Annotated in this window: 24 protein-coding genes; 4 read left to right on the top strand and 20 right to left on the bottom strand. The window is 28.1% G+C overall.

Annotated elements, in window-relative coordinates; translation table 11 throughout:
• Positions 1-2 precede the first annotated feature (2 nt).
• From LXN10_RS15475 to LXN10_RS15500, 6 genes are all read right to left on the bottom strand, one after another.
• Entirely contained in the window at positions 3-1,127 is a 1,125-nt protein-coding gene (locus LXN10_RS15475; RefSeq protein WP_375723875.1) for an SO_0444 family Cu/Zn efflux transporter, read from the bottom strand.
• Positions 1,128-2,378 (bottom strand): DNA recombination protein RmuC, encoded by a 1,251-nt coding sequence (locus LXN10_RS15480; RefSeq protein WP_375723876.1) that lies wholly within the window; start codon positions 2,376-2,378, stop codon positions 1,128-1,130.
• Complete coding sequence (locus LXN10_RS15485) at positions 2,371-3,618, bottom strand: M48 family metallopeptidase (RefSeq protein WP_375723877.1); 1,248 nt, start codon at positions 3,616-3,618, stop codon at positions 2,371-2,373. Before LXN10_RS15485 ends, LXN10_RS15480 begins: the two co-directional genes overlap by 8 nt.
• A gap of 71 nt (positions 3,619-3,689) precedes the next feature.
• Positions 3,690-4,169: a phospholipase D-like domain-containing protein gene (locus LXN10_RS15490; protein ID WP_375723878.1), complete on the bottom strand. Its 480-nt coding sequence runs from the start codon at positions 4,167-4,169 to the stop codon at positions 3,690-3,692.
• Positions 4,162-4,530 carry a YbgC/FadM family acyl-CoA thioesterase gene (locus LXN10_RS15495; protein ID WP_375723879.1) on the bottom strand — a complete coding sequence of 123 codons (369 nt, stop codon included), beginning with the start codon at positions 4,528-4,530 and terminating at the stop codon, positions 4,162-4,164. The genes LXN10_RS15490 and LXN10_RS15495 overlap by 8 nt, the downstream gene beginning before the upstream one ends.
• A 34-nt stretch (positions 4,531-4,564) precedes the next feature.
• Positions 4,565-6,277 carry a cation:proton antiporter domain-containing protein gene (locus tag LXN10_RS15500; RefSeq protein ID WP_375723880.1) on the bottom strand — a complete coding sequence of 571 codons (1,713 nt, stop codon included), beginning with the start codon at positions 6,275-6,277 and terminating at the stop codon, positions 4,565-4,567.
• Between the two features lie 257 nt (positions 6,278-6,534).
• On the opposite strand from LXN10_RS15500, the gene LXN10_RS15505 reads away from it, so the two are divergent.
• Complete coding sequence (locus LXN10_RS15505; protein ID WP_375723881.1) at positions 6,535-7,683, top strand: iron-containing alcohol dehydrogenase; 1,149 nt, start codon at positions 6,535-6,537, stop codon at positions 7,681-7,683.
• A 531-nt stretch (positions 7,684-8,214) separates the two neighbouring features.
• On the opposite strand, the gene LXN10_RS15510 is transcribed toward LXN10_RS15505, so the two are convergent.
• From LXN10_RS15510 to LXN10_RS15520, 3 genes are all read right to left on the bottom strand, one after another.
• Positions 8,215-10,758 (bottom strand): methyl-accepting chemotaxis protein, encoded by a 2,544-nt coding sequence (locus LXN10_RS15510; protein WP_375723882.1) that lies wholly within the window; start codon positions 10,756-10,758, stop codon positions 8,215-8,217.
• 133 nt (positions 10,759-10,891) lie between these two features.
• Entirely contained in the window at positions 10,892-11,911 is a 1,020-nt protein-coding gene (locus LXN10_RS15515) for an aldo/keto reductase (RefSeq protein WP_375723883.1), read from the bottom strand.
• A gap of 51 nt (positions 11,912-11,962) precedes the next feature.
• Positions 11,963-12,934 (bottom strand): SLAC1 anion channel family protein, encoded by a 972-nt coding sequence (locus LXN10_RS15520; RefSeq protein ID WP_375723884.1) that lies wholly within the window; start codon positions 12,932-12,934, stop codon positions 11,963-11,965.
• Between the two features lie 32 nt (positions 12,935-12,966).
• Here LXN10_RS15520 and LXN10_RS15525 point away from each other — a divergent pair, with 32 nt between their 5' ends.
• A complete protein-coding gene (locus tag LXN10_RS15525; RefSeq protein WP_375723885.1) occupies positions 12,967-13,179 on the top strand; it encodes a hypothetical protein in 213 nt (70 codons plus the stop codon).
• A gap of 30 nt (positions 13,180-13,209) precedes the next feature.
• On the opposite strand, the gene LXN10_RS15530 is transcribed toward LXN10_RS15525, so the two are convergent.
• The 7 genes from LXN10_RS15530 to bluB are packed head-to-tail and all read right to left on the bottom strand — an operon-like array spanning position 13,210 to position 18,905.
• A complete protein-coding gene (locus LXN10_RS15530; RefSeq protein WP_375723886.1) occupies positions 13,210-13,947 on the bottom strand; it encodes an adenosylcobinamide-GDP ribazoletransferase in 738 nt (245 codons plus the stop codon).
• Positions 13,940-15,334: a cobyric acid synthase gene (locus LXN10_RS15535; protein WP_375723887.1), complete on the bottom strand. Its 1,395-nt coding sequence runs from the start codon at positions 15,332-15,334 to the stop codon at positions 13,940-13,942. The genes LXN10_RS15530 and LXN10_RS15535 overlap by 8 nt, the downstream gene beginning before the upstream one ends.
• Complete coding sequence (locus LXN10_RS15540) at positions 15,335-15,829, bottom strand: bifunctional adenosylcobinamide kinase/adenosylcobinamide-phosphate guanylyltransferase (RefSeq protein WP_375723888.1); 495 nt, start codon at positions 15,827-15,829, stop codon at positions 15,335-15,337.
• Complete coding sequence (locus tag LXN10_RS15545; RefSeq protein ID WP_375723889.1) at positions 15,829-16,428, bottom strand: MarC family protein; 600 nt, start codon at positions 16,426-16,428, stop codon at positions 15,829-15,831. Before LXN10_RS15545 ends, LXN10_RS15540 begins: the two co-directional genes overlap by 1 nt.
• A gap of 4 nt (positions 16,429-16,432) precedes the next feature.
• Positions 16,433-17,491 carry a nicotinate-nucleotide--dimethylbenzimidazole phosphoribosyltransferase gene (locus LXN10_RS15550; protein WP_375723890.1) on the bottom strand — a complete coding sequence of 353 codons (1,059 nt, stop codon included), beginning with the start codon at positions 17,489-17,491 and terminating at the stop codon, positions 16,433-16,435.
• A gap of 8 nt (positions 17,492-17,499) precedes the next feature.
• Complete coding sequence (locus LXN10_RS15555; protein ID WP_375723891.1) at positions 17,500-18,282, bottom strand: phosphotransferase; 783 nt, start codon at positions 18,280-18,282, stop codon at positions 17,500-17,502.
• Positions 18,282-18,905: a 5,6-dimethylbenzimidazole synthase gene (gene bluB / locus LXN10_RS15560; protein WP_375723892.1), complete on the bottom strand. Its 624-nt coding sequence runs from the start codon at positions 18,903-18,905 to the stop codon at positions 18,282-18,284. Before bluB ends, LXN10_RS15555 begins: the two co-directional genes overlap by 1 nt.
• Before the next feature lie 66 nt (positions 18,906-18,971).
• Between bluB and LXN10_RS15565 the strand changes: the two genes are divergently transcribed.
• Together LXN10_RS15565 and cbiB are read left to right on the top strand one after the other, a co-directional pair.
• Positions 18,972-19,997 carry an aminotransferase class I/II-fold pyridoxal phosphate-dependent enzyme gene (locus LXN10_RS15565; RefSeq protein ID WP_375723893.1) on the top strand — a complete coding sequence of 342 codons (1,026 nt, stop codon included), beginning with the start codon at positions 18,972-18,974 and terminating at the stop codon, positions 19,995-19,997.
• Positions 19,994-20,881: an adenosylcobinamide-phosphate synthase CbiB gene (cbiB, locus tag LXN10_RS15570; protein WP_375723894.1), complete on the top strand. Its 888-nt coding sequence runs from the start codon at positions 19,994-19,996 to the stop codon at positions 20,879-20,881. Before LXN10_RS15565 ends, cbiB begins: the two co-directional genes overlap by 4 nt.
• Here the strand turns inward: cbiB and LXN10_RS15575 are convergent.
• The 4 genes from LXN10_RS15575 to LXN10_RS15590 are packed head-to-tail and all read right to left on the bottom strand — an operon-like array spanning position 20,850 to position 24,576.
• The gene (locus LXN10_RS15575) at positions 20,850-22,109 is read right to left on the bottom strand and encodes a cobyrinate a,c-diamide synthase (RefSeq protein ID WP_375723895.1); all 1,260 of its coding nucleotides are present in this window, start codon (positions 22,107-22,109) and stop codon (positions 20,850-20,852) included. The two genes, cbiB and LXN10_RS15575, sit on opposite strands and share 32 nt — an antisense overlap.
• A gap of 1 nt (position 22,110) precedes the next feature.
• Positions 22,111-23,070 (bottom strand): FecCD family ABC transporter permease, encoded by a 960-nt coding sequence (locus tag LXN10_RS15580; RefSeq protein ID WP_375723896.1) that lies wholly within the window; start codon positions 23,068-23,070, stop codon positions 22,111-22,113.
• Entirely contained in the window at positions 23,067-23,765 is a 699-nt protein-coding gene (locus LXN10_RS15585; protein WP_375723897.1) for an ATP-binding cassette domain-containing protein, read from the bottom strand. The genes LXN10_RS15580 and LXN10_RS15585 overlap by 4 nt, the downstream gene beginning before the upstream one ends.
• Complete coding sequence (locus tag LXN10_RS15590) at positions 23,749-24,576, bottom strand: ABC transporter substrate-binding protein (protein ID WP_375723898.1); 828 nt, start codon at positions 24,574-24,576, stop codon at positions 23,749-23,751. Before LXN10_RS15590 ends, LXN10_RS15585 begins: the two co-directional genes overlap by 17 nt.
• Position 24,577 lies beyond the last annotated feature (1 nt).

Here is a 24,577-nt window from a genome sequence, read left to right on the forward strand (position 1 = left end):
TACTATGAGCAACATGTTGCTCCTTTTTTAGGAAACTTGATTCTATATAGATGATAGACTATTAGTATTAACATAAATAAAGAAGCTAAAGATTTCAAAAGGCTTGTCTCATCCATATCACTAGAAATAGATAGTAATTCCAAGTGTTCAAAATAAAAATCAAAGGCAAATCCAAAGACTAATGATAATATAGCAATAACACTTACATAAATTATCAATGATCTTCTACCTAACATTTTATATACAATACTCATAGTAACAGCACTAGTAGCAGGTCCTGCTGTTAAAAATATAAACACAGCCCCTGCACTCATTCCTTGAAGCATAAGTGCAGCTGCAATTGGTAAAGATGCTGTTGCACAAGTATATAAAGGAATAGCAAAAACTAAAATAACAAAATAAGTTAATATTTGGTTATCAAACAGAAGTTTTGCATACTCTTGAGGAATAAATGTTGTAAAAAGTGCCCCTAAAATAAGTCCTATTAATAAGGATTTTGCCATATCAGAAAAAAGAGTTCCATAACCATAAGCCAAAGCCTTTTTTATAGAAAAACCTTCTTTAGTTTTTGATGAGCTATCACAACAACTAGAACTACTACAACAAGAATCTTCTTTTTTAGTAGTTTCTTGTGCTTTAAAGGTAGGATTAACTGCAAAACTTGAGTTTGGAGTAAAAGCTTGAAATTTTGGTTTCTCAACAACCGCTTCCTCTTTTTTCTCAAAAAAGTTTTGTATAAGTCCTACAATTATGGCGATAACTACAGAAGAAACAACCCTAAAAATAGTAAATATAATACCAAAAAAAGAAAAAGTAGCTAAGATAGAATCAACGCCAGTTATTGGAGTTGAGATTAAGAAACTCTGAATTGAACCTTTACTTGCACCCTCTTTTTTTAATCCCTGTGCCAAAGGAATAACAGAACAAGAACAAACAGGCAATGGTATTCCAAAAATTGTTGCTTTTACAACTGACATTGTTGAGTTTTTACCCAAATGAGAAGATATAAAATTATCAGGAATTAGTTGTTTCAAAATTCCTGCTATAAAAAGTCCCACAATTACATAGATACTCATGGCATCTAATAGTTTTAAAAAATTTGTTGTAAATTCTAATATTAAGTCCATTTATTCACCTAACAGTTTACTTTCATCAATAGTTTTCTTAGCTTTTACACCCAGCTCCTCAAACTCTTGAGCCCTTCTTAGAAGATTTCCTCTTCCCACACTTAACTTGTTGATAGCTTCATCATATGACTTTTTACTTCTATCGATATGTATACCTATATTTTCTATATCTTTTACAAAAGAGGCAAATTTATCATATAAATCAGCTGCTTTTTTTGAGATTATTAAAGCATTTTCATTTTGATGTTCATATCTCCAAATATTTTCTATTGTTCGCAAGGTCACAAACAAAGTTGAAGGAGAAACAAGCATAATATTACTCTCAAAGGCTACTTTAAAAAGATTGCTATCTTTTGAAGCTGCAAGCATAAAAGCTCCCTCAATGGGGATAAAAAGCAATACAAAGTCTAAAGTTTTTAAATCACTTATTTCATCATAATTTTTAGAACTTAGTCCTTTTATATGAGCATAAATAGATTTTGTCAACTCTTTTGTATATTTCTCTTTTTCTATTTCCTCTTCACTCTCCACATAATTTGTATATGCAAGAAGTGAGACCTTTGAGTCAATTATTACATCTTTATCCTGAGGAAGATGCACTATTACATCTGGTCTTAGCCTTTTTCCCTCAACATTTGTAAAACTTCCTTGTGTCGAGTACTCTATTCCTTCTCTAAGACCTGTTTGCTCTAATATCTTAGACAATATCATCTCACCCCAATCACCTTGGGTTTTATTTTCACCTTTTAATGCTTTGGTTAGATTAACTGCATCTTGAGATATTTGATTATTTAAATCTTTTAGATTTTTAATCTCTGTTAAAAGAGTAACTCTTTGTTGTGTTTCATCATTATAAATATCATTTACCCTCTTCCCAAAACTATTAAGTTGCTCTTTAAAAGGATTTAGTACTTGATTTAGATTTAGTGATGACTTTTTTGAGTTCTCTTCAAAAAGTTTATTTGCCAAAGATTCAAACTCTAACTTCATTTGTTTTTTAGAATCTTCCAAAAGCTGAAGTTTTTCATCATAAGACTCTACTCTTATTCTAAACTCACTATTCATAGCCTTTTTAGACTCTTCATATCTAATCTTTTCGAACTCTAATCTTTGAAGTATCTCTTTTTGCATAGACTCTTTTTCATAAACTAAAGTTGATAATTTTTTCTCATAAACTAATCGCACAACAATGTATGTGATTAGTATTGATATAAAAACTACAGTCAAAAAGATTAGAATTTCATTAGACATTTAAATTAAATTCATCTTTCAAAGCACTTTTGGACTCTGAATGTACATCATAACCCAACTCTTTAAATCTCTCTACCAATGGTGGATGAGAGTAATAAAAGAAAATATATATAGGATGAGATAAAGGAAATGACTTATTCTCATTTGCAAGTTTTAATAAAGCACTTACCAAATCCTCTTTTGTCTGAAGGTTTGAACCAAATTCATCAGCTGCATATTCATTATGTCTAGAAATCAAAGACATCAAAGGCATAAGGAAAAACGAAAGTATAGGTGAAAACATCAAAAATACTGTAATAATCGCATATGGTTCATTTGAAATATTAAGACCTAAAAAGATTTCATCTCCAAGATTTCCAAATATTGCAAAAAATATAAACATAATGAAGCCCATGATTCCAATATTTTTCAAAATATCGCCATTTTTAAAGTGTCCTAATTCATGACCTAATACAGCTAATAATTCATTATGAGAAAGTTTTTCTATCAAAGTATCAAATAATACAACTCTTTTAGTACTTCCAAGTCCACCAAAATAAGCATTTAGTCTATTATCTCTTTTACTAGCATCCACTGAAAACACGCCAGAACTTTTAAATCCTACTTCATTTAGAAGATTATTGATTTTTATCTCTAACTCTTTATCTTTTAAAGGCTCAAATTTATCAAACATCTTATCTCTAATAACTGGATAAAGCATGTTTATCAAAATAATCACTGCAAAAATAAATACAAATCCCCAAATCCACCACATAGGAAAAGACTGGATTATAAAAGAAATTGCTGCAATAACAATAGATCCAAAAACTAAAAATAAAACACTAGTTTTAATCGTGTCCATAATATATAGTTTCGCTGTCATATTAGAAAAACCATATTTCTTATTTAGTTTAAATGTAGAGTACAAATCAAAAGGTAAACCTAAAATCCAATTTATGATAATAAACGCATCCACAAAAAGAATAGCTTTTAACCAAAGTTCTTGAGTGGTAATGATTGAATCTAAAAATCCTAATCCAAATTTTATCCACAAAAAGAAGATGACAAAGTCATATAAAGTAGAAAGAATTGCAACTCTTTCTTTTTCAATAGTATAGTTTGCTGCTGTTTTATATTTATCATCTGAAAGTATTACTGGTTTCAAATTCTTTGCATTTTGTACAAATCCAACTTGCATAAATGAAGTATAAATATTAAATAAAAAATAAAAACAATAAGCAATAACAAAAGTTCCTAACACAAAATATCCTTTTATAATTTTAGATATTTTATCTACTTGTAACTTGCATAGTAGTAAAAAAAATATAGTAGTTAATAATTTTTTTCCAAGCTATTAAATATCTCATTTATTTGTTTTATATCTTTGTGTTCATCAGTCATATAAATAATTTCAAAATTGTCTCCAAAAGACTCTTTTGTCCAATTTGCACTTCCGAAAACTGCTGTACTTTTATCAAACAATGCCAGCTTTAAATGATTCTTTTTCTCTAATACTTTGTATTTAATACCACTATTTTTCACTAAATTATTGATTTTATCACTTTTCTTAAATTTAGATTTATCTAAGTACAAGTTTATAACAACTCCTCTTTTTGAAGCTTTACTTAAGCTATTTATAAGCTTTTTATACGACAAATTATACATAGAAATATCTATCGAACTCTTAGAATTATCTATTAATGAGATAATTTTTTCACTTGATATTTTTGCATCTTTAGGCAAAAAATAAATTTTACTACTAGCAAAACTAGAAGAAAAAAGAAGAAATAAAACTAAAAATATCTTACTCATTTTTAAATACCTCATACATTTCATTTGGAATTTTTGATGGCTTTTTATTTTTTAAATATACAACTTTTACATTCATTTCAAATATGATTTTTTCATCTCTTATTATCTCTTGATGTAAAACTAATGATGCAGATTTTTGTTCAATAAGTTTAGTTTTAACAAAAAGCTCATCTCCAAAAACTGCTGAACTTATGTAATTAGCTTCAAGTGATTTTACAACAAAATATTCCGTTTCCTGATGAGGAGTCAAACCCTTTTTAAAAAACAACTCACTTCTAGCTCTTTCACAAAAGCTTAAATAGTTTGAGTGATAAACAACTCCACCACAATCTGTATCTTCATAATATACTCGTATTTTCAATTTTATTACCCTACTTTTATTTTCAAATTATTACTTACTTTTTCTCATCTTTTTCATGGAGCTCTTTGATTGTTTCGTAATCATTTTTTCTAAAGTAAGTCAAGATGTCAATTACATCTTCTCTTGTTCTTCCAAGTCCTAGCAATGTCTCTGCACCTAGTCTTAAAGCACCTTCAGAAGATACTGGCATTGCCCAAGATACTCCGTGCTTGACTAATAAATCTCTTGTTTTCATATTTTTTGTTCTTGAAAGTATACGCAAATATGGATATTCATTTCTGATATGCGAAATGATTTTTGCTGCTGTGTGGTGATTTTCGATTGTAAGAATAACTGCTTTTGCTTTTTCTAAACCTATTCTTGTAATAAAATCTAAATCACTTAGCTCCCCATAATATACAGCTCTTCCCTCTTTCTCACCTATTTCAACTCTTTTTGCATCTATATCAAAAGCTACAAAAGGTATATTTGCATAATCAAGCATAGTAGCAGTTAATCTTCCAACTTCTCCATATCCTGCGATAATCACACCTTCCCATTCTGTTTTAGGCACATATGCTGATTTTATTTTTATAGGAGATGTATCAAATTTTAGTGCAAGTTTCTCACTTAAATTTACAAGAAGAGGAGTTAAAAGCATACTAAAAGAGATAATTGTTATACTTGCAACAAAAAGTTCATCACTTATTCCCCCAACTGCTTTCATTGCACCAAATACTACAAAGCCAAACTCTCCACTTTGTGCGAGGAGAAAGGATACTGATATCGCAGTTGATCGTTTATATCCCATAAAAACCATAAAAGCGAATAATGCTACAATCTTTATTGCCATAATAACAACTAAATGTTGCAATAAAACAAAAGGGTTATCCACCATAGCTTCTAAATCTATGGACATACCAACAGCAACAAAGAACATAGCCATAAGTAGTCCTTTATAAGGCTCGACATATGCTCTAATTTGGTAATGGTATTTAGAATTTGATAAAATCATACCCATAATAAAGGCACCAAGTGACATGGAAAGACCAGAATGTTCCATTAACCAGGCTGCAAAGACCACTGCTGTTATCACAAAAAAGAAAAAAGCATCTTTATTTTGATGTTTTGCCAAATAATCTAACAACTTTGGTACAACATATTTACCAAATAAAGTTAAAGCAGCAATTGAACCAATCGCAATCAATACTTCTATCCAAATTGATTCACCTGCTGGTACTTGATTTATTGCTACAATTGGAACTAAGGCTAAAAGAGGAACTACTGCTAAATCTTGCATTAATAAAATAGAAAAGCTAGTTTGTCCCTCTGGGGTATGAGTTATCCCTTTATCTTGCAATATTTGCATTACAAAGGCTGTTGATGAAAGAGCAAAAGTAGGAGCGATAAGTAAAGCTACTTGCCAAGATTTTGCATAAGATACGGCATATAAAAATATGAAAAATCCTGAAAATAATATTTGTGCGCTTCCTAATCCAAAAACCTCTTTTCTCATACTCCAAAGTTTTTTAGGTTGCATCTCTAATCCAATAACAAAAAGTAAAAGTACTACACCAAACTCTGCAATATTACGAACTGAACCTACTTCTTTTGTCAAAATAGGTCCATAAGAAAAAGGCCCAACTATTATACCAGCTATCAACAGACCTAAGATACTACCAAGCCCTAACCTTTTTGATAAGGTTACTAAAATTGCAACTATAGTAAAAAGATATAGAAGTGAGCTTAATAAATGACCATTTGACATTAACTTCCTTGTTAAATTCTTAAATTAATTATTTTATATTGGTAATTGTATTATAAATAAAATATTTTCAACTTTAAAATATATGTATAAATTATATACATATATTTTTTAAAGAAAATTCTTATTTCTGCTAACATTATTCAAATTAAAAATCATTGACTTTTGAGATATAGATTACTTAGATAATAGTATCACTTACCTCAAGATAAATACCTAGACATGATATAATATGCACTTAAATTTATATAGGAGATTTTATGGAAGACTTTAGTTATTGTAATCCAACTCAAGTAGAATTTGGAAAAGATAAAGAAAAAAAAATTGGTGAATATATTAGTTCAAAAGATGTTAAAAAAGTACTATTATGTTATGGAAGTGAAAGAATAAAAAAAGATGGTTTATTTGAGACTGTAGTAAATAGTTTAAAAGAAAATGGTATTGATTATATTGATTTTGGAGGGATTATTAGTAACCCCACTTTGTCAAAAGTAAATGAAGGTATAAAAATTACTAAAGAAAGTTCTATTGATGGTATTTTAGCTATTGGTGGAGGCTCTGTTCTTGATAGTGCTAAAGCAATCGCCGCAGGAACTTTTTATGATGGAGATGTTTGGGATTTTTTTATAAAAAAAGAAGTTATTAAAAAGGCTTTACCTGTATTTGATATTATGACACTAGCAGCAACAGGAAGTGAAATGAACTGTTTTGCTGTAATTACAAATGAAGAGACAAAAGAAAAGTATTCAATTTTTTCTTCACATGTTTACCCAAAAGTTTCAGTTATAAATCCACTACTTATGCAGTCAATTTCAAAAGAATACTTAGTATACTCAGCAGCAGATATTATAGCTCATAGTATAGAAGGATATTTTACTGCAAGTTCTCAACCAGCTTTTTTAAATAGACAAATAGAATCTATAATAAAAACAGTTATCGCGACAACAGAGGTTTTAATAAACAATCCAAAAGATTATGAGACAAGAGGTGAATTTGCATGGGCAGCAACCAATGCATTAAATGGTACTACTTTTTTGGGAACAGCGGGATATACTTTTCCTAATCATATGATTGAGCATACTTTATCTGCACTTCATAATGTGCCTCATGGAGCAGGTTTATCTGTTGTTATGCCAGCATGGATGAAATGGTATTATAAAAGAAATGAAAACCAATTTACTAGATTTGCAAAAGAAATTTTTGGTTTATCAACTGCAATTGAAGGCATCGAAGCCTTAGAAAATTGGTTTAATAAAATAGGAACTCCTACAAAATTAAGTCAACTAAATATAAAAGAATCTGATTTAGAGAAAATTGTAGAAAACACTAATAAAAGTGCAGAACATTTTGGCCTTGGCGATATTTATACAAAAGAAGCATTAAATAAAATAATGTCTAGTGCATTATAAAAAAGGGGAAGGGATAACATTCCTTTCCAAAATTTTCACATAAATACTTTTAATTAAATTGAATATATAATTTTATTGAGTTAGATTAGACTATAAGTCTAACTTAATAGTGTTGTCTTTTAAGATTTTATATTTTATACTATTTTCGTGTAGTACATTGATGATTTTTTTTACTTCATCAACAAGTGAATTAATATCAGTTTTAAAGTAATTACTGATTTGGAAACATTCTTTCGCGTAACTATATTTATAGATGTCACAGTCTAAAAATTCTAAGATTTTTTTGTCTAACATGAATAACTCCTTTTTTGATTTTTATTATTTAATTTTAATACAATAAAAAAAAGAAATCAACTTTTTTAATTAATTTTAAAGATATATTTTGATTTTTGTATTCATATTTGGTTAATAATATAGTAAATAAGTAGAAATTATGTATAAAAATACACTTTTAATACATAATTTAACCTTTTTTAATATTTATAGAAGTTATAAATATCAAAAAGATTAAATATTATTTTTTTAAAAAATTTAATTATTTTTACAATTTTCTTCTCTTATAGTATTAAGTGCTTTAAATACTATATTAATATTATTTTCTACTTCTTCAGTTACTTCAAAGATTTCATTATTAGATGCACCTTTAGCATATAAGTCTACTGTTTTTTGTACAAGTTCATGAACATGTTTATGCGCTTGTTTTAAATTACCCCAATCTTTTGTCTGGTTAAAAGTAGTATCTTCATGTTGGTCAATCCATTTACCTAAATTACATTCATGGTGTGTCTTAACTTTAAAATCATTACCTTTTCTACACTCTGAAAAATTAATATTTTTAAATACCAAATGATCAGATTTTAATTTATTTACATCAAATATAAGGTTTTCATCACATATTCTTTTGCTAGCATTTTTGTCAAAGCTAGTTCTATTTATAGCATTTTGCAATTGTGAAGCAAGAGTTGAAGTTACATTAGACATTTCATTTATAGATGTTGCTAAAGCTGCATTTTGTTGTGTTGCTTGGTCTAAAGAATTAACTGTATCATTTATTTGATTCATAGCTGATTCTTGTTCTTTTGTTGCACTTGCAACATCTTCAATAAGTTCTATTGTCGAAGTTATACTTTCATTTAATTGATTATATCCACTAATCATTTGATTTGATATATCTTTGCTTTCTGTAGCTTTTTTTGTGGCATCTTCAACTAAAGCTTTTATCTCTTTTGCAGCTTCTGCACTTCTTGACGCAAGGTTTCGTACTTCTCCTGCAACTACAGCAAAGCCTTTTCCAGCTTCTCCTGCTGTTGCTGCTTCTACTGCTGCATTTAGACTTAAAATATTTGTCTGAAATGCTATTTGGTCTATTATAGAAATTGATTCATTAATTGCACTTACTTTAGAACTTAACTCTTCCATTGCACCAGCTGTTTTAAAAGCAAGTTGTTTTCCATTTTCATTTGATTCACTTACATTTTTTGCATATTGAGACATCTTAGTTGCAGTTTCACTACTACTTTGAATAGTAGAAGATATCTCTTGAATAGCAGCTGCTGTTTCTTCTAGAGAAGCTGCTTGTTCATTAGAAGAAGTACTAAGCTTATTTGATGCGCTTGTTAATTCAAAAGCACTTGATGTTAATTTATTATTTGCATTATCAATTAAACACATTACTTCATTGATTGTTGATTGAGTTACTTTTATTCCACCAAAAATTGAACCAATAGTTCCTGTAAGTTTTACATCTGGTATTTTTGCATCATAATTAGCATGTGAAAGATTAATCAAAACATCAGAAACCAATAATAAATTAGTTTGAAATACACCAATCATTGAATTCACTTCAGCTACAAGCTTATTAACTGATGTTGAGTGAGCTTTTGTTAATACTCTTTCATTCAATAAACCTCTATTAACTTTTTCTATGATTAAATTGGTTTCATCAATTACTTCAATATCTAGTTTATTGCCTCTATCTAAATCATCTAAATAATTATTAAAACTATTTACTACACTTCCAATTTCATCATTTGATTTAACTTCAATTCTAGTTGTTTCATTTGTTGTATGGTTAACTAAACTATCAATAGAATCTTTTAAATTTTTTATAGGAGAAAGAACAGTATATTTTAAAGTAAAATAGCTTCCAATCATTGATAAAACTAAAGAAATTAACAATAAAGCTAAAGCTTGCCAAATAATATCAGAAGCTCCATCTATTGCTACATTAACAACATCATGTTTTCTACCAAGTAAAGCTATACCTAAATTTTTTCCTTTGAAGTCTTTAATATAAGTAAAGGTATAAAAATATTTTGGGTCTTCATAATAACCATTTTTAAGAAGTTTAGTAAAATCTACATTGTTTGCATCTTTATAAAAATCTTCGTTTAAAAATTTTTGAGAAACTATGTAGTTATTTAGTTTTTGTAACTTTGAAGTATCAGCAACTGCTAACTTTGAATCCATAAGTAAAATAAAAGCATCACCATTTTTATCAAAAGCTTTTGCAACAGAGTTAATTCCTTGCATAAATTCTAGTGAACCAACATGCTCATTATCTTTTGTAAAAATAGGAACAACAGATCTTATACTTAAACCAGCTTTCCCTACTTCTAAGGTATTTACAACTTTTTTATCTTTATTGACTTCTACAACACTATCTCTAAAAGAAGATAAGTCATCTCCAAACTTATTTGGAACCCAAGATCTTACAAAAGACTTATTATCTTTTGTGTGAATATGCACTTTTATATTTTTAAAAGATGTTGATTCTTTCATCTTTTTTGATAGACTTGATAAGGCAATTATGGCTAGTTCTCGATTATTATCAATAAGTGATTGTTGAATCATAGAATCATTTGCTATTGATATTGCATTTGAAATACCAACTTCTAACTTTCCTTCAATTTTTAAATCAGAGGTTTGTCTTAAATCACTTATATTCTTATTTATAACATCAGTTGTTATAGAATTTTTCTTTATATCTAAAATAAAGAAACTAATCACAAGCATGAAAATAGCAAGTAATATAGTCATAAATAAGAATTTTTTTGAAATTGTTAAATTATGCATAAGGGTACTCTCCTAAAATTATTAATTAGGATTGTACACTTTTTAATAATAATTATTACTTATAATATAAAGTAATAATTTAAATTTATTAAATTCTTTTTAAAATTATTATTAATGATAATTTCTTATATTATTATCCCATTGGATACAAAATATCATTTTGTATTGTTTTGATTTCGTCTAAAGTATTATTATCTAAAATAATATCTAATGCTTTTAATGAATCATCTAATTGCACCAGTTCTCTTGCTCCTATGATAGTTGAAGCGACAAAGTCATGTTGTTTTGACCAAGCAACGGCAAGTGTTACAGGACTCATATCCAGTTTTTTAGCTAAATCCATATATTTAGCTGTTGCTGCCATAGTTTTGTCATTTACAAATCTATTTGCCATAGCTTGTACTCTCTTACTCTTATTTTGGATATATGCACTAAACCTTGCACCTTCTGGATAAAATCCAGCATTATACTTTCCACTTAGAACTCCACCAGCCATTGGAGAATATGGAAGTAATGAAATTTGTTCTTTTCTACAAATAGTACTTAGTTCATCTAAAAACCTAGGATTTAAAAGTGAAAAGTTGTTTTGGATTGATTCAAATCTTGCTAAATTATTATATTTTGAAGCTTCATTTGCTTTTGTTAAACCATAAGCACTATCATTTGATGTTCCAATATATCTTACTTTTCCTTCTTTAACTAACTCATCAAAAGCTTTTAAAGACTCTTCAATAGGTACAATTGTATCTGGCCAATGCATTTGATAAAGATCTATATAATCAGTTTGAAGTCTTTTTAAACTTCCTTCTATTGCTCTTTTAATATGAAAAGAATCAATTGCAGTTAATCCATGTCTTGTAGGTGGTACAAACCATCCAGAAGCTGCCCCTGCAACTTTTGAAGCTAAGATAACAGAATCCCTAGGTTTTGTTTTTAACCATTCTCCTACTATCTCTTCTGTTAATCCCCCTAAATCAGATGTTGGTGGGACTGGGTATATTTCTGCTGTATCAAAAAAATTAATTCCTCTATCATAAGCTTTATCTAATATCTTAAAAGCTTCTTCTTTTGTAGTTGTAGTTCCAAATGTCATAGTTCCTAAGCATATATCAGTAACTCTTAATCCTGTTTTTCCTATATATTTATAATTCATAGTAATACCTTTTTAAATTTATTAAAATTTATTATATTACCATTAAAATTACTATTCGATTATACATATCTCTTTTTTTAAAATATGCCTAATAGTATTTACTGCTACAATACCTACTATGCAGGTAGTACAGATAATAAAAAAATATGATAAATAATAATAGATAATCTCTTTATTTATTGAATAAATCAATAATGTAGATAATGTCATAGATGCTAGTGGAAAAGTAAATGCCCACCATGAAATAAAAAACCTTATTTTTAAGAAATTTTTATACATAAAAAATAATAATAAAGTAAAAAATAATCCTAAGTTAAATAATATAGTAGAAAAAATATCTAAACTACTAGTCAATTTATAATACGCCAAAAGCCCTACAGTAGGAGGAGCTATAAGAATAAAGAGAGTTGGCATAAATTTTTGAGCAAATTGGTCATGAAAAATAATTCTATTTAATATTATTGAAAACATAATTATCCAAAAAAAGATCCCAATAGAGAAAAAATACATCAATACACTATTACTTAAAAAATCAATACCACCAATAGGAATAACAAGATTCCCAATTATAGGAATAAACCAAGCAGGATTTGAATATTGAATATTTAAAGGTGTATTTATCCAAAAAATAAAAGTCTGAAAAGTAAAAAACAACTGTAATACTGTTCCTATAGTAAATAAGCAAAGTGATATTTCAATATTTAAAGGCTTAAATAATATAGATATAAGAATAAAAGATATAGAGATAGCAGCAAAAAAATTTATTCTTGTAGGATGAGAGAACTCTTCTTTTACTTCTTCATGATATTTCATCATTTTTCTAAAATATGTAATTAATATAGCAAAAAAAATAAAAATAGTAAAATATGAGAGTATCTCATAGAATATTTTATTTATTCCTAAAACTTCATATGCTTTCCCATAAACTAAACTCAAACCAGCTAAACCCATAACAATAGCAAACATCGTTACAGGAAATGACTTCAATCTATTTGGAACTAGTTTTATAGTTTCATTATTCATTTTTTGCTACCCTTCTTTTTTAAGGATTGATAATGGCAAAGAAAAAAGAGATAATAGATTTTAAGAATAAGAATATAACTTATACACTTGAAGGTATAACTTACAAAGTTTTACTTCTAAATAAAGCTAGTATGAATGTAGAATTATCTTGTTTTGAGAAAGGTAAATTTACACAAAATAAAACAATCCCTTTTGCTCATCTTCCAAAATCCATCAAATCCTTAATTAAACCAAATAATAAATAATTATAATACAATTATAAGATAATTACAAGTTTATTTCAAAATAATTATTATTAGAAAGATTTCAGATAGCTCCAATACAGTGCCTAAAGCATCCCCATTTAAAAAACCTACATTTTTCTTTATAAATAATGCAAGTAAATAAGAAAAAATAAAAGCAAAAATTGTAAGAGTTATGGCATCAAATCCTATAAGTACAATATTTGCCAATGTAAAAACTATAAGTGCAGTTATAAAAATATTTGTAGAAAGTGAGTTTTTAAGCTGATTTACAAATGAAGATTTAAATTCAAAGTTTTTAATAATAAATAAAAGCATCAATCTACTTATAACAAGTATTGAAACAAACTCCAAAAGATAACCATTTAAAAACAGATATGCAATCCCAGCAATTTTTAAAATAAAAAAAGCAAAAGCATACAAAACTCCCATGGCACCAATAGTTGGCTCTTTGATAACTTCGTAGGCATCTTTTCCACTATGTTTTGCATAAATAGCATCTACCACATCAATTATTGCTTCTGTGTGAATAAAACCATAAAGAACCATATAAGAAACAGCGCAAATAATTGCCCCAAACCAAGAGAAGTCAGCTAGGAAGTGATATAAAACAAGAGTAATAAAACCAAGCACTAAGCCAAGTAGAGGAAGAGAAAAAAGCATAAAAGATAAAATCTCTTTTTTTGATAAGTCATCATCTTCTTTAAACTTCACAGGAAGTATTGTAAAGTAACTAAGGGCAAATTTAAAACCTGAGATAAAATTATTCATTTATATTTTCCAATATTTTATTTACATCAAGTCTATTTTTCATATTTGAAATAAAATTATCGATTGTATTTTTCTTATATACTTTAAAATCAAACTCTTTATACTCACTATTTATTGTTTTAAACAGTTTGGTTCTGATATTGTCATTGTCAAATATAGCATGGATAAAAGTACCTTTTATATTATCTGTTTCATATGATATTGCATATTTTATTGAAACTCCATGGTGTATTTCAAAACCTTCAATTTCACAATCAAAGATTTTATAACTAGCTTTTTTAAGAACTTTCTCTTTTTCAAAGATTATCTCATCATCAATAAAACCAAAACCCTCTTCTATACAAGCTTCACTATTTTCCAATGCATACTTATCATCAAGTGTTTTAAACATCATCTCATAACCACCACAAAGTCCTAAAATAGTTTTTTGATACTCTTTTATTCTATCAAATAAGCCGTTTGATTTAAGCCATAAAAGGTCTTTTATCACTAACTTTGAGCCTGGCAAGATTATCATATCAAACTTATCAAGAGAAATATTGCTTTCTATAAACTCTAAGTTTATATTATTATCAGCAATCAAAGGTTCGAAGTCATTGTAATTGCTCATATAAGGATATGAAATAACCCCTACTCTTATAATACTATCTTTGCTATTTTGAGCATAATTTTTCAAACTTTGGGAATCTTCAAATCCAAGATTAAAAGGTACATAAGGAAGTACACCAAGAACTGGTATCTTAAAATCATTTTCTATGATTTTTATGCCCTCATCAAAAAGGGATAAATCCCCACGAAACTTATTTACAATCACACCGATTACATTTTTTTGTAACTCTTTTGGAAGAAGATTATAAACCCCATAAATAGAAGCAAAAACTCCACCCTTTTCGATATCTGCTACGAGTATGATTTTTGTATTGTATTTTGTAGCGATGTAGATATTTGATAAATCTTTATCCATAAGATTAAGTTCCACAGGACTTCCCGCTCCCTCACAAACAAGACAATCATACTTCTCATCAAGATAAGAAAAACATCTATCAACAGCAGGTTTTAAAAGATCTAAATCTTTATAATAAGTAAGCACATCCTTGCTAGCTAAAACTTGCCCCTCAACTATTACAGAAGCATTACTTCCTCTCCCTGATTTTAATAGGACAGGATTAAGATGATAAGAAGTAGGTACACCCAAAACCTGAGCTTGAAAATACTGAGCAACAGCAATCTCACTACCATCATCACAAACATAGGCATTGTTTGATACATTTTGAGCTTTAAAAGGTGCTACTTTTATTCCTAAATCTTGTAAAATCTTTGCTATAACAAAAGTAATAGTTGATTTTCCAGCATCGCTTGAGGTTCCAAAAATAGAGATATTTTTCACTTATTTCAACCTTTGGGCTAACCCAAGTTTTACTTCATATACTTCATCACAAATACTAGCTAACTTTTGTCCTATGATTCCACTCATATCAACATATTTTCGACTTACTTTTTCAAAAGGGATAATTCCGCTACTTACATCATTTAGTACAAAAACTATATTTGCAGCTTTAAGTGACAGTTTTTCTATCTCTTCTAAAAGTTTTTCTTCTTTTTTTTCAAGTCCATTTAAAAGCCACATAGAGATACAATCTATCAAATATGTATTTCCATCTTTGATAACCTTTGATAATTCAAATTTTTCTTCTATGGTTTCAAATTTATCAGCTCTTTGATTTTGGTGTTTTAAAACTCTTTTTTGCATCTCTTCATCGCCGTAGCTATTGTCATAGGTTGCTATATAGTATGGTTTTTTATTTTTTGAGAGTTCTATTGCTTTTACTTCTGCAAGTTTACTTTTACCTGATTTTTGTCCGCCGTAATAGAGTATTTTCATTATAGACCTAAAAAGTTTTTGATACCAGTAAATACAATCTGTGCTGCAAGTGCTGATAAAAATAGACCTGTGATTTTTGATATTACTAATAAACCTTGTTTACCAATGATTTTTTCAATAATACTTGAAGTATAAAGCATGATTCCTATAACTAAAACTGCACATATTAAAGCTAAACTTCCCATAACCATAGAAGAAGTATCATTAAAAGTTGCACCCATCACAAGCAAGATACCAATAGTTCCAGGTCCTATTGTTACTGGAATTGCTAAGGGCACAACAGCTAGTTGAGAAATATCTTTATTGCCTACTTTTCCACTATCTTTATTACCTTTGATTAGGTCAACAGCAGAAAGGAATAACAATGCTCCCGCACCTATTCTAAAAGCATCTAAAGTTATACCAAAAACTGCAAATATATGCTTACCAAAAAATAGTAAAATCAAACTCATAATAATCACTGAAATTGTAACTTTAATAGCTAAAGCTTTTCTCTCTTTTGCTGTAGCATCATTTGCTACGGTTAAAAAAACAGACAATACAAAAAATGGTGTCATAATAAAAAACATTTTTAAAAATGTTGCTATAAAAATATCCATACTATTATCCTAAGAAGCTTTCAACTTGTTTGGTTATATCAGCTTTTGACAAACCATTTAAAAGCCCATACATAAGAGCTCCTCCTGCACCAACACCCTCTTTTGCTTCACCTTCATCATATAATTTTAAAGCAGGATGAGATGATAGTGAAAAATCAAAATCCACATAATAAGCATCAATTTTAAAATCAAGTAATTCTATAAGTGCTTTTATATCACTTTTATCATCTTCTTGTATCCATTTTGTAGTACACAAGGCTAAGTTTGAAGTTTCAAATTCTCCACCCATGGTTCTCAAAATTGAGTTTACTATTAGAAGTACTGAAGCCATTTGAGTTCCACCTGCTAGGACTACTTTTATTTTATTGTTTAGTCCTAAAATAAAACCAGCATTGAATATCTGCATATTATCTGATACTCGTCCTAGTTTGGCAAAGATATCATCATCACTTCTTACATGTTCTAGGGCATTTTTGACTGTTTCATCTCTTATTGTTGTAGGAGAGTCTTTAAAAGAACTTGAAAAGAACTCTTTACAATCATAATCCAAAGCTTCACAAGTAGCTCGTGCTGTCGTAGTACCACTTGGAACACTTTCACCTAAAATTATATAATCATCTTTGCACTCATAAGTTTGACCAAAAGCTAATCCCTTTTGAAATATATCAAGGGCATCTATTTTTGCATCAAGAGCTATTGATTTTGATGGAGATATTCCAAAACTATGTATTTTGAAATAATCTACTTTTGGAAATACTTCAAGTCCTAAATCCAGAAGTTCTATATTTGAATAAGGCTTTAAAAGATGTACAGCTCTTGTAATAAGAGCAGGAGTTGGAACACCACTTGGTGTTGTTGCTATCTCGCCTAAACTTCTTAGTTCCCCTGTACATAAAAACTCACTGTCAAGGGTTGGAGTTAAGTGTATCTTTCCTGGTATTCCAGCTTGTGTTAGACCAGCTATATTTACCGTTTGAGTATTACTAAGGCTTAACATAAAAGTAGCCTTTTTACCCCTTAAAAATTCTGCAAAATCAATCTTACCTATAATATTTTTTACCAAGTTCTTTCCTATATCAAATCTATAAATTTATTTTTAAAAATAATGTTATCATAATCTCTATTAGTCAAATGCCTTTTAACACAATAATAAAGTGAAGCATATCTCAAATAAATAATAAAATCATCTAGTTTTATCTCTTTATCATAAGCATTTAAAAGTATATTTATTTCTTCTTTATTACTGCACCAAGACAAAGCGACAACTGCTAAATCAAAGATAAAATCACCCTCACAAGCATCACTAAAATCAAAAACACAAGTTAGTTTATCCTCACAAAAAGTTGCATTATCTAAAAATAGATCTCCATGAATAATGCCATCATTTTTAAGCTCTATTTTTAAAGAATCAAACTCCTCTTGAAATGCTTTGTTACAAGTTTTTTCTATCATTACTTTTAGTTGTGATTTACCAAAAGCTGATAAATTATCATGCTTTTTATTTTTTGTCATTTTATGAAAAGAGTTTAAAAACTGCCCTATTTGTTCTAAGTGGGTTGATTTTACAAACTCAACTACACTCTCACCCTTTGCTTTAGAAAAAACAAGACCTCTTTTACCTTTTATAAAGATATCATCTTTTATGACTTTAGGGACACAAAGTTTTTTTGTGTAGTTTAAAAGTTCAATCTCTGCATCAATATTAAAGAGATTTTCTTCTTCATATATCTTTAAAATATAATCATTATCCAAAATATAAACAGTATGACTTTCACCATTTTTTGTCTCTTGCAATGATTTTATATCAAAAAAAGGTTTTATATCTTCATAAAAAAGTTTAGTTTTTACTCCCACTATATGACCTTGATATCTTTCACTGATTTTCTTTTTTCCCAATCTAGGGTTAAAAGTTCTGGTTCATCTAAAAACTCATCCACATATCCAACTGTCAAATAAGCTATAAGTTTATGATTTTTTTCTATATTCAGAATCTTTTTTACTCTTTTGGGTTTTAAAATACTTACCCAGCCAACACCAATATTATGAGCCCTTGCCATCAACCAAAAGTTTTGGATAGCACAAACTACACTATACTCACCCATCTTTTTTTGACTTGTTTGCCCTAATACTCTTTTATCACTTTTTTCATATAAAACTGCGATATTTAAGTAAGACTCTTTTATACCTTCAAGTTTTAGTTTACTATAGAGTTCTTTATCTTTAAAAATCTCTTTTGCTTTTTCATTCTCTTTTAGGAAGTCTTGATATATCTCATCTCTTTTTTTAGCATCTTTTACTATCACAAATTTCCAAGGTTGTGAGAAACCAACTGAGGGAGCATCGCAAGCAGCTTGAAGAAGTTTATCGAGGGTTTCATCATCTATTTTTTTATCTAAAAATCTATTTCCTCTCACATCTCTTCTAGCTTTTATAATCTCATCTAAACATGCTATATCAGCAGATGTAAACTCTCTCATAACTCTTTTTTCCTCTTATTTGTTATATATAAACTTTATAGTACCATTGCATAAAAAAGAGAACTTTTGAAATCAAATAATCAATTTAGTCATGGTGGTGATATTTTAGCTTTTAGCAAAAAAATAGGCTCAAAACCAAAAGAAATAATAGACCTATCTTCAAATATCAATTTTCTAAAACCAAAGATAAAAACAGACCTAAATAATTTAGATATTTCAAACTATCCAACATATGAAAAACTATATAAAATAATAGCAAAAAAATATAGTGTAAAAGCTGATGAAATAGAACTTTTCAATGGTGGAAGTAGCGCAATTTTTTCATTCTTTAGATATATCGATTTAAAGCACTGTACAATATATTCTCCTGCCTATTTAGAGTACAAAAAAGCAGCACAAACTTTTGGATTCAAAATTGATTTGATAAATAGATTTGAGCAGATAAATAAAAAAGTAAAAAAGAACTCTCTAGTTATCTTTGTAAACCCCTCAACTCCTGATGGAAAATATTATGATTTGGACAAACTATTTAACTCTTGGCTTGAAAAAAACTGTACTATTTTTGTAGATGAGAGTTTTTTAGACTTTACAAATAAAAAATCTATCATAAGTAAATTAAAAAGCTATGATAAATTATATATTCTAAAATCCATGACAAAGATATATAGCAGTGCAAGTATAAGAATTGGCACTATTATTTCAAACTCTGAAAATATAAAAAGACTAAAAGAAAAAGAGCCTTTATGGAAGTTATCACATTTTGACTCTATTTATTTACAAAATGCCATTAAAAACAGAGACTTCATAAGTGAAACTATCAAAATCACAGAAGAAAATAAAAAATATACTATCAAACACTTAGAAAAGTTTAATTTCATAAAAAAGATATATAAAAGCCAAGCAAACTATTTATTACTAGAGCTTCAAGACTGTGATACTCAGACCTTACAAGAGAAGATAATCCCTTACAAAATCATGATAAGAGATTGTTCTAACTTTGATTTTCTAAATAAGACTTTTGTAAGAGTTGCTATAAAAGATAAAAAATCTATGCAAAAGTTTATAAAAGCTTTGAAAAAAGAGTTTAGATGATGCATTTTACCACTGTCTTAGTTGCATATTTTATTGATTATTTTTTTGGAGAATTAGAGAAAGTAAAGTTCTTCAAACATCCAATTATTTTTATGGGCAATTATATAAAATGGTTTGAAAAAAACTTTTATAAAGACTCTATTATAAGAGGTGTTACGTTAACGCTTTCCTTGCTTAGTATAGTTTTTATTATCACATATTTTCTAAGTCTTTTTGATAATATTTTAGTCCAAGGATTTTTATGCTCTTTTGCAATCTCATCTAAAATGCTTTATGATAGTGTAAAAGAAGTTGTCCTCTCAACTGACCCTAGACACGCTATTTCTATGTTAGTCAGTAGAGATACAAAGGATATGAGTGAAAGTGATATAAATAAAGCTGCTGTTGAGACTTATGCTGAAAACTTAAGTGATGGAGTAATAGCTCCTATGTTTTATATCTTGCTTTTTGGACTTATTGGGGGCTTTATATATAAGGCTATAAATACCCTTGATTCGATGGTTGGTTATAAAAATGAAAGATATGAAAATTTTGGCAAGTTTTCTGCAAAACTTGATGATGTAGTAAATTATATACCCTCACGAATAACAGCTATTTTGATTGCTTTATTTTTCAACTCTTTTAATGCTTTAAAAAACTTTTATTCATATGGTAAACTCCATGATAGTCCAAATGCTGGGCACCCTATTTCTGCTATGGCTTTAGCTTTAAAAGTAAAATTAGGAGGTCCAACTTCTTATTTTGGAAAAGTAAAAAAGAAAGCTTATTTTGGTGAAGGAAGAGAAGAGATATTAAAAGAAGATGTTCTAAATGCACTTAATTTTAAATCAAAATTTGATTCACTTCTTTTACTTATGGCAATAATCTTTTTTTTATTAGTTTAGTATTTCCTCTAAACATACAGTGCAAATATGTACCAAATACTTTCTCTTTTTCCCAAGAACCATATTTCCCAATAAGTGCTTTTGATTTAGACAATCTATCAAAACCACTATTTTCATCAAGGGGTTTTGTATAGTGAAAAGCATGACCTTTTACACCATCTTCATTGAAATAGTAACCCATCCTTTGAAATCTATTTTCTTTTGTAAAACTTACATCTAGAATAGAGCTCATAGGTTTATCATCAACAGCAACTCCCAAATATAAAAGTCCAGCACACTCGGCATATATTGGTTTTTCTTGTGCATGTTTTATAAGTGAGGATTTGAAATTATGCGAGTTTTTAACTCTTTCATAAGCACTATCTGTTTCCACATATCCCCCACAAATATAAACTATATCCGCATCACTTGGAATAATTTCATCTTTTGTAGAATCTATAATAACTACTTCAGCAAAAATCTCTTTTAGAAAGGCAAGATTATCATGATATAAAAATGAAAAATTTATATCATGCACAATTGCTAATTTTTTATTCTGTTTTGGTATTTTTTCAAAGGGATAATTAAATTTAATATTTTTATGTACTTTAGATATCTTTTCTAATCTTTTCATATCAATATGCTCTAAAACATCTTGGCTTATTTTTTCTATTTTCCCTAAATCATTTAAATCAAGTCCTAAATGAGTCTCTCCAAGTGATTCAAGACCACTTTTTATCCAACCTAAAACTGCGATATCTTTAAAATCTTTTTCAATAACTTTTTTTATAAGTTCATAGTGAGATTGTGAAGAGATTTTATTTAAAATAACAGCTTTAATTGTATTGTGCTTTTTATAGTTTTTTAGTCCTTGTAAAACTGCACTTACCGTGATATAACTTCCACTTCCATCAAGTAAAATAATTGTAGGAATTTTTAAAAGTTTTGAGATATCATAGGCACTACTTTTTTTATCATGTCCATCATAAAATCCCATTACACCTTCACAAATAGAGATTTTTTTATCACTATATTTATTGAAAAGCCATTTTAATTCATCTTTACTCATCATATATCTATCAAGGTTTATACTAGGGGTTTGGCAAACTATTTTATGAAATTGTGGATCTATAAAATCAGGTCCCATTTTAAAAGGTCGAACTGATTCTTTGAAGTGATATAATAAAGCTGTCGTTAAGACTGTCTTGCCTTGGTTTGATGCACTTGCACTTATACATAAAGCTTTCATCTTATTGCCTTTTATTTCTTTTTATTAACAAATATACAAAAAATGGAGCTCCAATGAAAGCAGTCACAACTCCAATAGGTAAAGTTGAAGCAGTATTTAAATTTCTTGCAATCAAGTCAGAAGCTACTAAAAAAACTCCCCCATAAAAAAATACAGGGAAAATAAGCTTATCTGCACTTTTTTTATAAATAAGTTTGATAATATGAGGAATAACTAAACCTACAAAACCAATTGGTCCAACAAAACTTATACTTATCCCTACACTTAAAGATATAACTATTAATAAAAGAAGATTTAACTTATGTACATTTAAACCTTTTAAAAAAGCTGTGTCATTTGATATAAGCAAAAGTTTTATTTCTGATTTTTTCCAATAAATAATACCATATAAAATTACACTTACAAGTAACAATGTTATAACACTTGTAAAACCAACCGTGTCTAAGCTTCCTAAAGTAAATCGAACAATAGAATAATTTTGTTGTAAATTACTCATATAAAATACTAACATCAAAGCAGATGAATAAAAATAAGACAGTGCAATACCTATAAGTAAAATAGAATTTGTAGATACAGATATGGAGTTTTTATTTATTCTTTTTGAAATAAAATACAAAATTATAATAGTAATAAGTGAACCAAGAGCTGATGAAATAGACATAATAACAGCTGGAAAAAATACTATTGAAATAGCTGTAAAAAGAGTAGTTCCACTTGCTATTCCCAAAGTATAGGGAGTAATAAGTGAGTTTTTAAATACTATTTGAAATATCAAACCACCAAGAGCAAGTATTCCACCAACAAAAAATGCCAATAAAACCCTAGAAACTCTTAAGTCCCAAAAAACTTGGTTAGTCATAGTATTACTATTAAATATATCATTTATATTTAGGGTTATTTCCCCTAAAAATGGAGCTATTAATAAAATAATTAAGGCCAATAGAAAAAGTAGTTTTTTCATAGATTAACTACCAAGTGTTCGTTGATTTTAGTGATTGAATTATTGTAATACTTTTTTAAATTTTCATTTGAAAAGAACTCATCATTTTCCCCAAAAAATTCAATTTTTCCAGAGTCCATATATAAAATCTTGTATTTTAAAGCATGAGCCAAATCTAAATTATGAGTTATGATGATTTTTTGTTTTAAAAAATTTGATTTAAAGATATCAAATACCTCTTTTATCCTACTTATATCTAAGTTTGCTGTTAGCTCATCAAAGATTGTAATCTCTGCATTATGCATAATACTAGAGCCCAATAATAAAAGTTGTTTTTCTCCTGAACTAAAAGTTGTGCAATATTTGTTTTCTAGTTTTTTTAAATTTAATAGTTCAATAACCTTATCAATTTTTTCATTATCTACATAATCTATACAAGATAGTTCGAAAAACTCCCGTAAAGTGATGTACTCATCAAATATTTCAAATTTTGGTGGAATATAGTTTATGAAAGTTGCCCTTTGTTTATCACTTATATCTTCAAGGTTTTCATTAAATATTTTTACACTATTATTTTCTATTAAGTTAGATAAAACTTTTGCTAGAGTTGATTTCCCAGCCCCATTGTGTCCAAGGATTATTAAGTTTTCATTCTCTTTTATATGAAAAGATATATCTTTTAAAATAGAACTTGTGTAATTATTTATCTCTAACATTTTCTAATATCTTCTTAAAATCTTGTATAAAATAGACAACCCTTTGACTAGGGATCCCTGCATATAGTTTATCTACTGCATATACATTTTTGTTTTTAGCTGCATTTATTGGTAAACCCAACCACAATTTTTTTACCTTCTCTAACTCTTTAGTTTTACCTTCAAAAAATGGTGCAAGTAAAACTATAATATCAGGGTTCATTTTGATTATCTTTTCTGTATTTACTACTGGCTGTGCTTTGCTTGTCGATTGAAAGGCATTTACATTTCCACTAGCTTTAATAATATCTTCAAAATACAAATAATTACCTGATACATAGATTTGATTTGAAAGTGTTTTTTTAGGACTTATTACTATTAATATTTTTTTGTTTTTTACTATTGATTTTAGTGAAGTCAAAGAGTTGTTTATATTTGAAATCAACTCTTTGGCTTTTTGTTGTTTGTTAAAATAATTTCCCAAAGTAAAAATAGTATTATTTATATCTTTTATACTATCTGTTTTGAAAGTCAAAGTTTTGATATTAAGATTCTTTAGATTTGAAAGTAATTTTTCATCATAATTTTGAGCAATCACAACACTAGGATTTGCCAATAAGATTTTCTCTAAAGAAATAGAAGCATATCCTCCTACTTTTTTCACCTTTTTTGACTCTTCTGGAAAATCACAATATCTAGTATTTGCAACAACATCTTTACCAACACCTAAGGCATAGACTATCTCATTTATAGATGGGGTGAGTGTTACAATACGCTCACTTGAGTATAAATTTATTACTAAAACAATAAGTATTGATAAAAACTTTTTCATA

It is taken from the genome of Arcobacter iocasae (assembly GCF_042214795.1).
Taxonomy (GTDB): Bacteria; Campylobacterota; Campylobacteria; order Campylobacterales; family Arcobacteraceae; genus Arcobacter; species Arcobacter iocasae.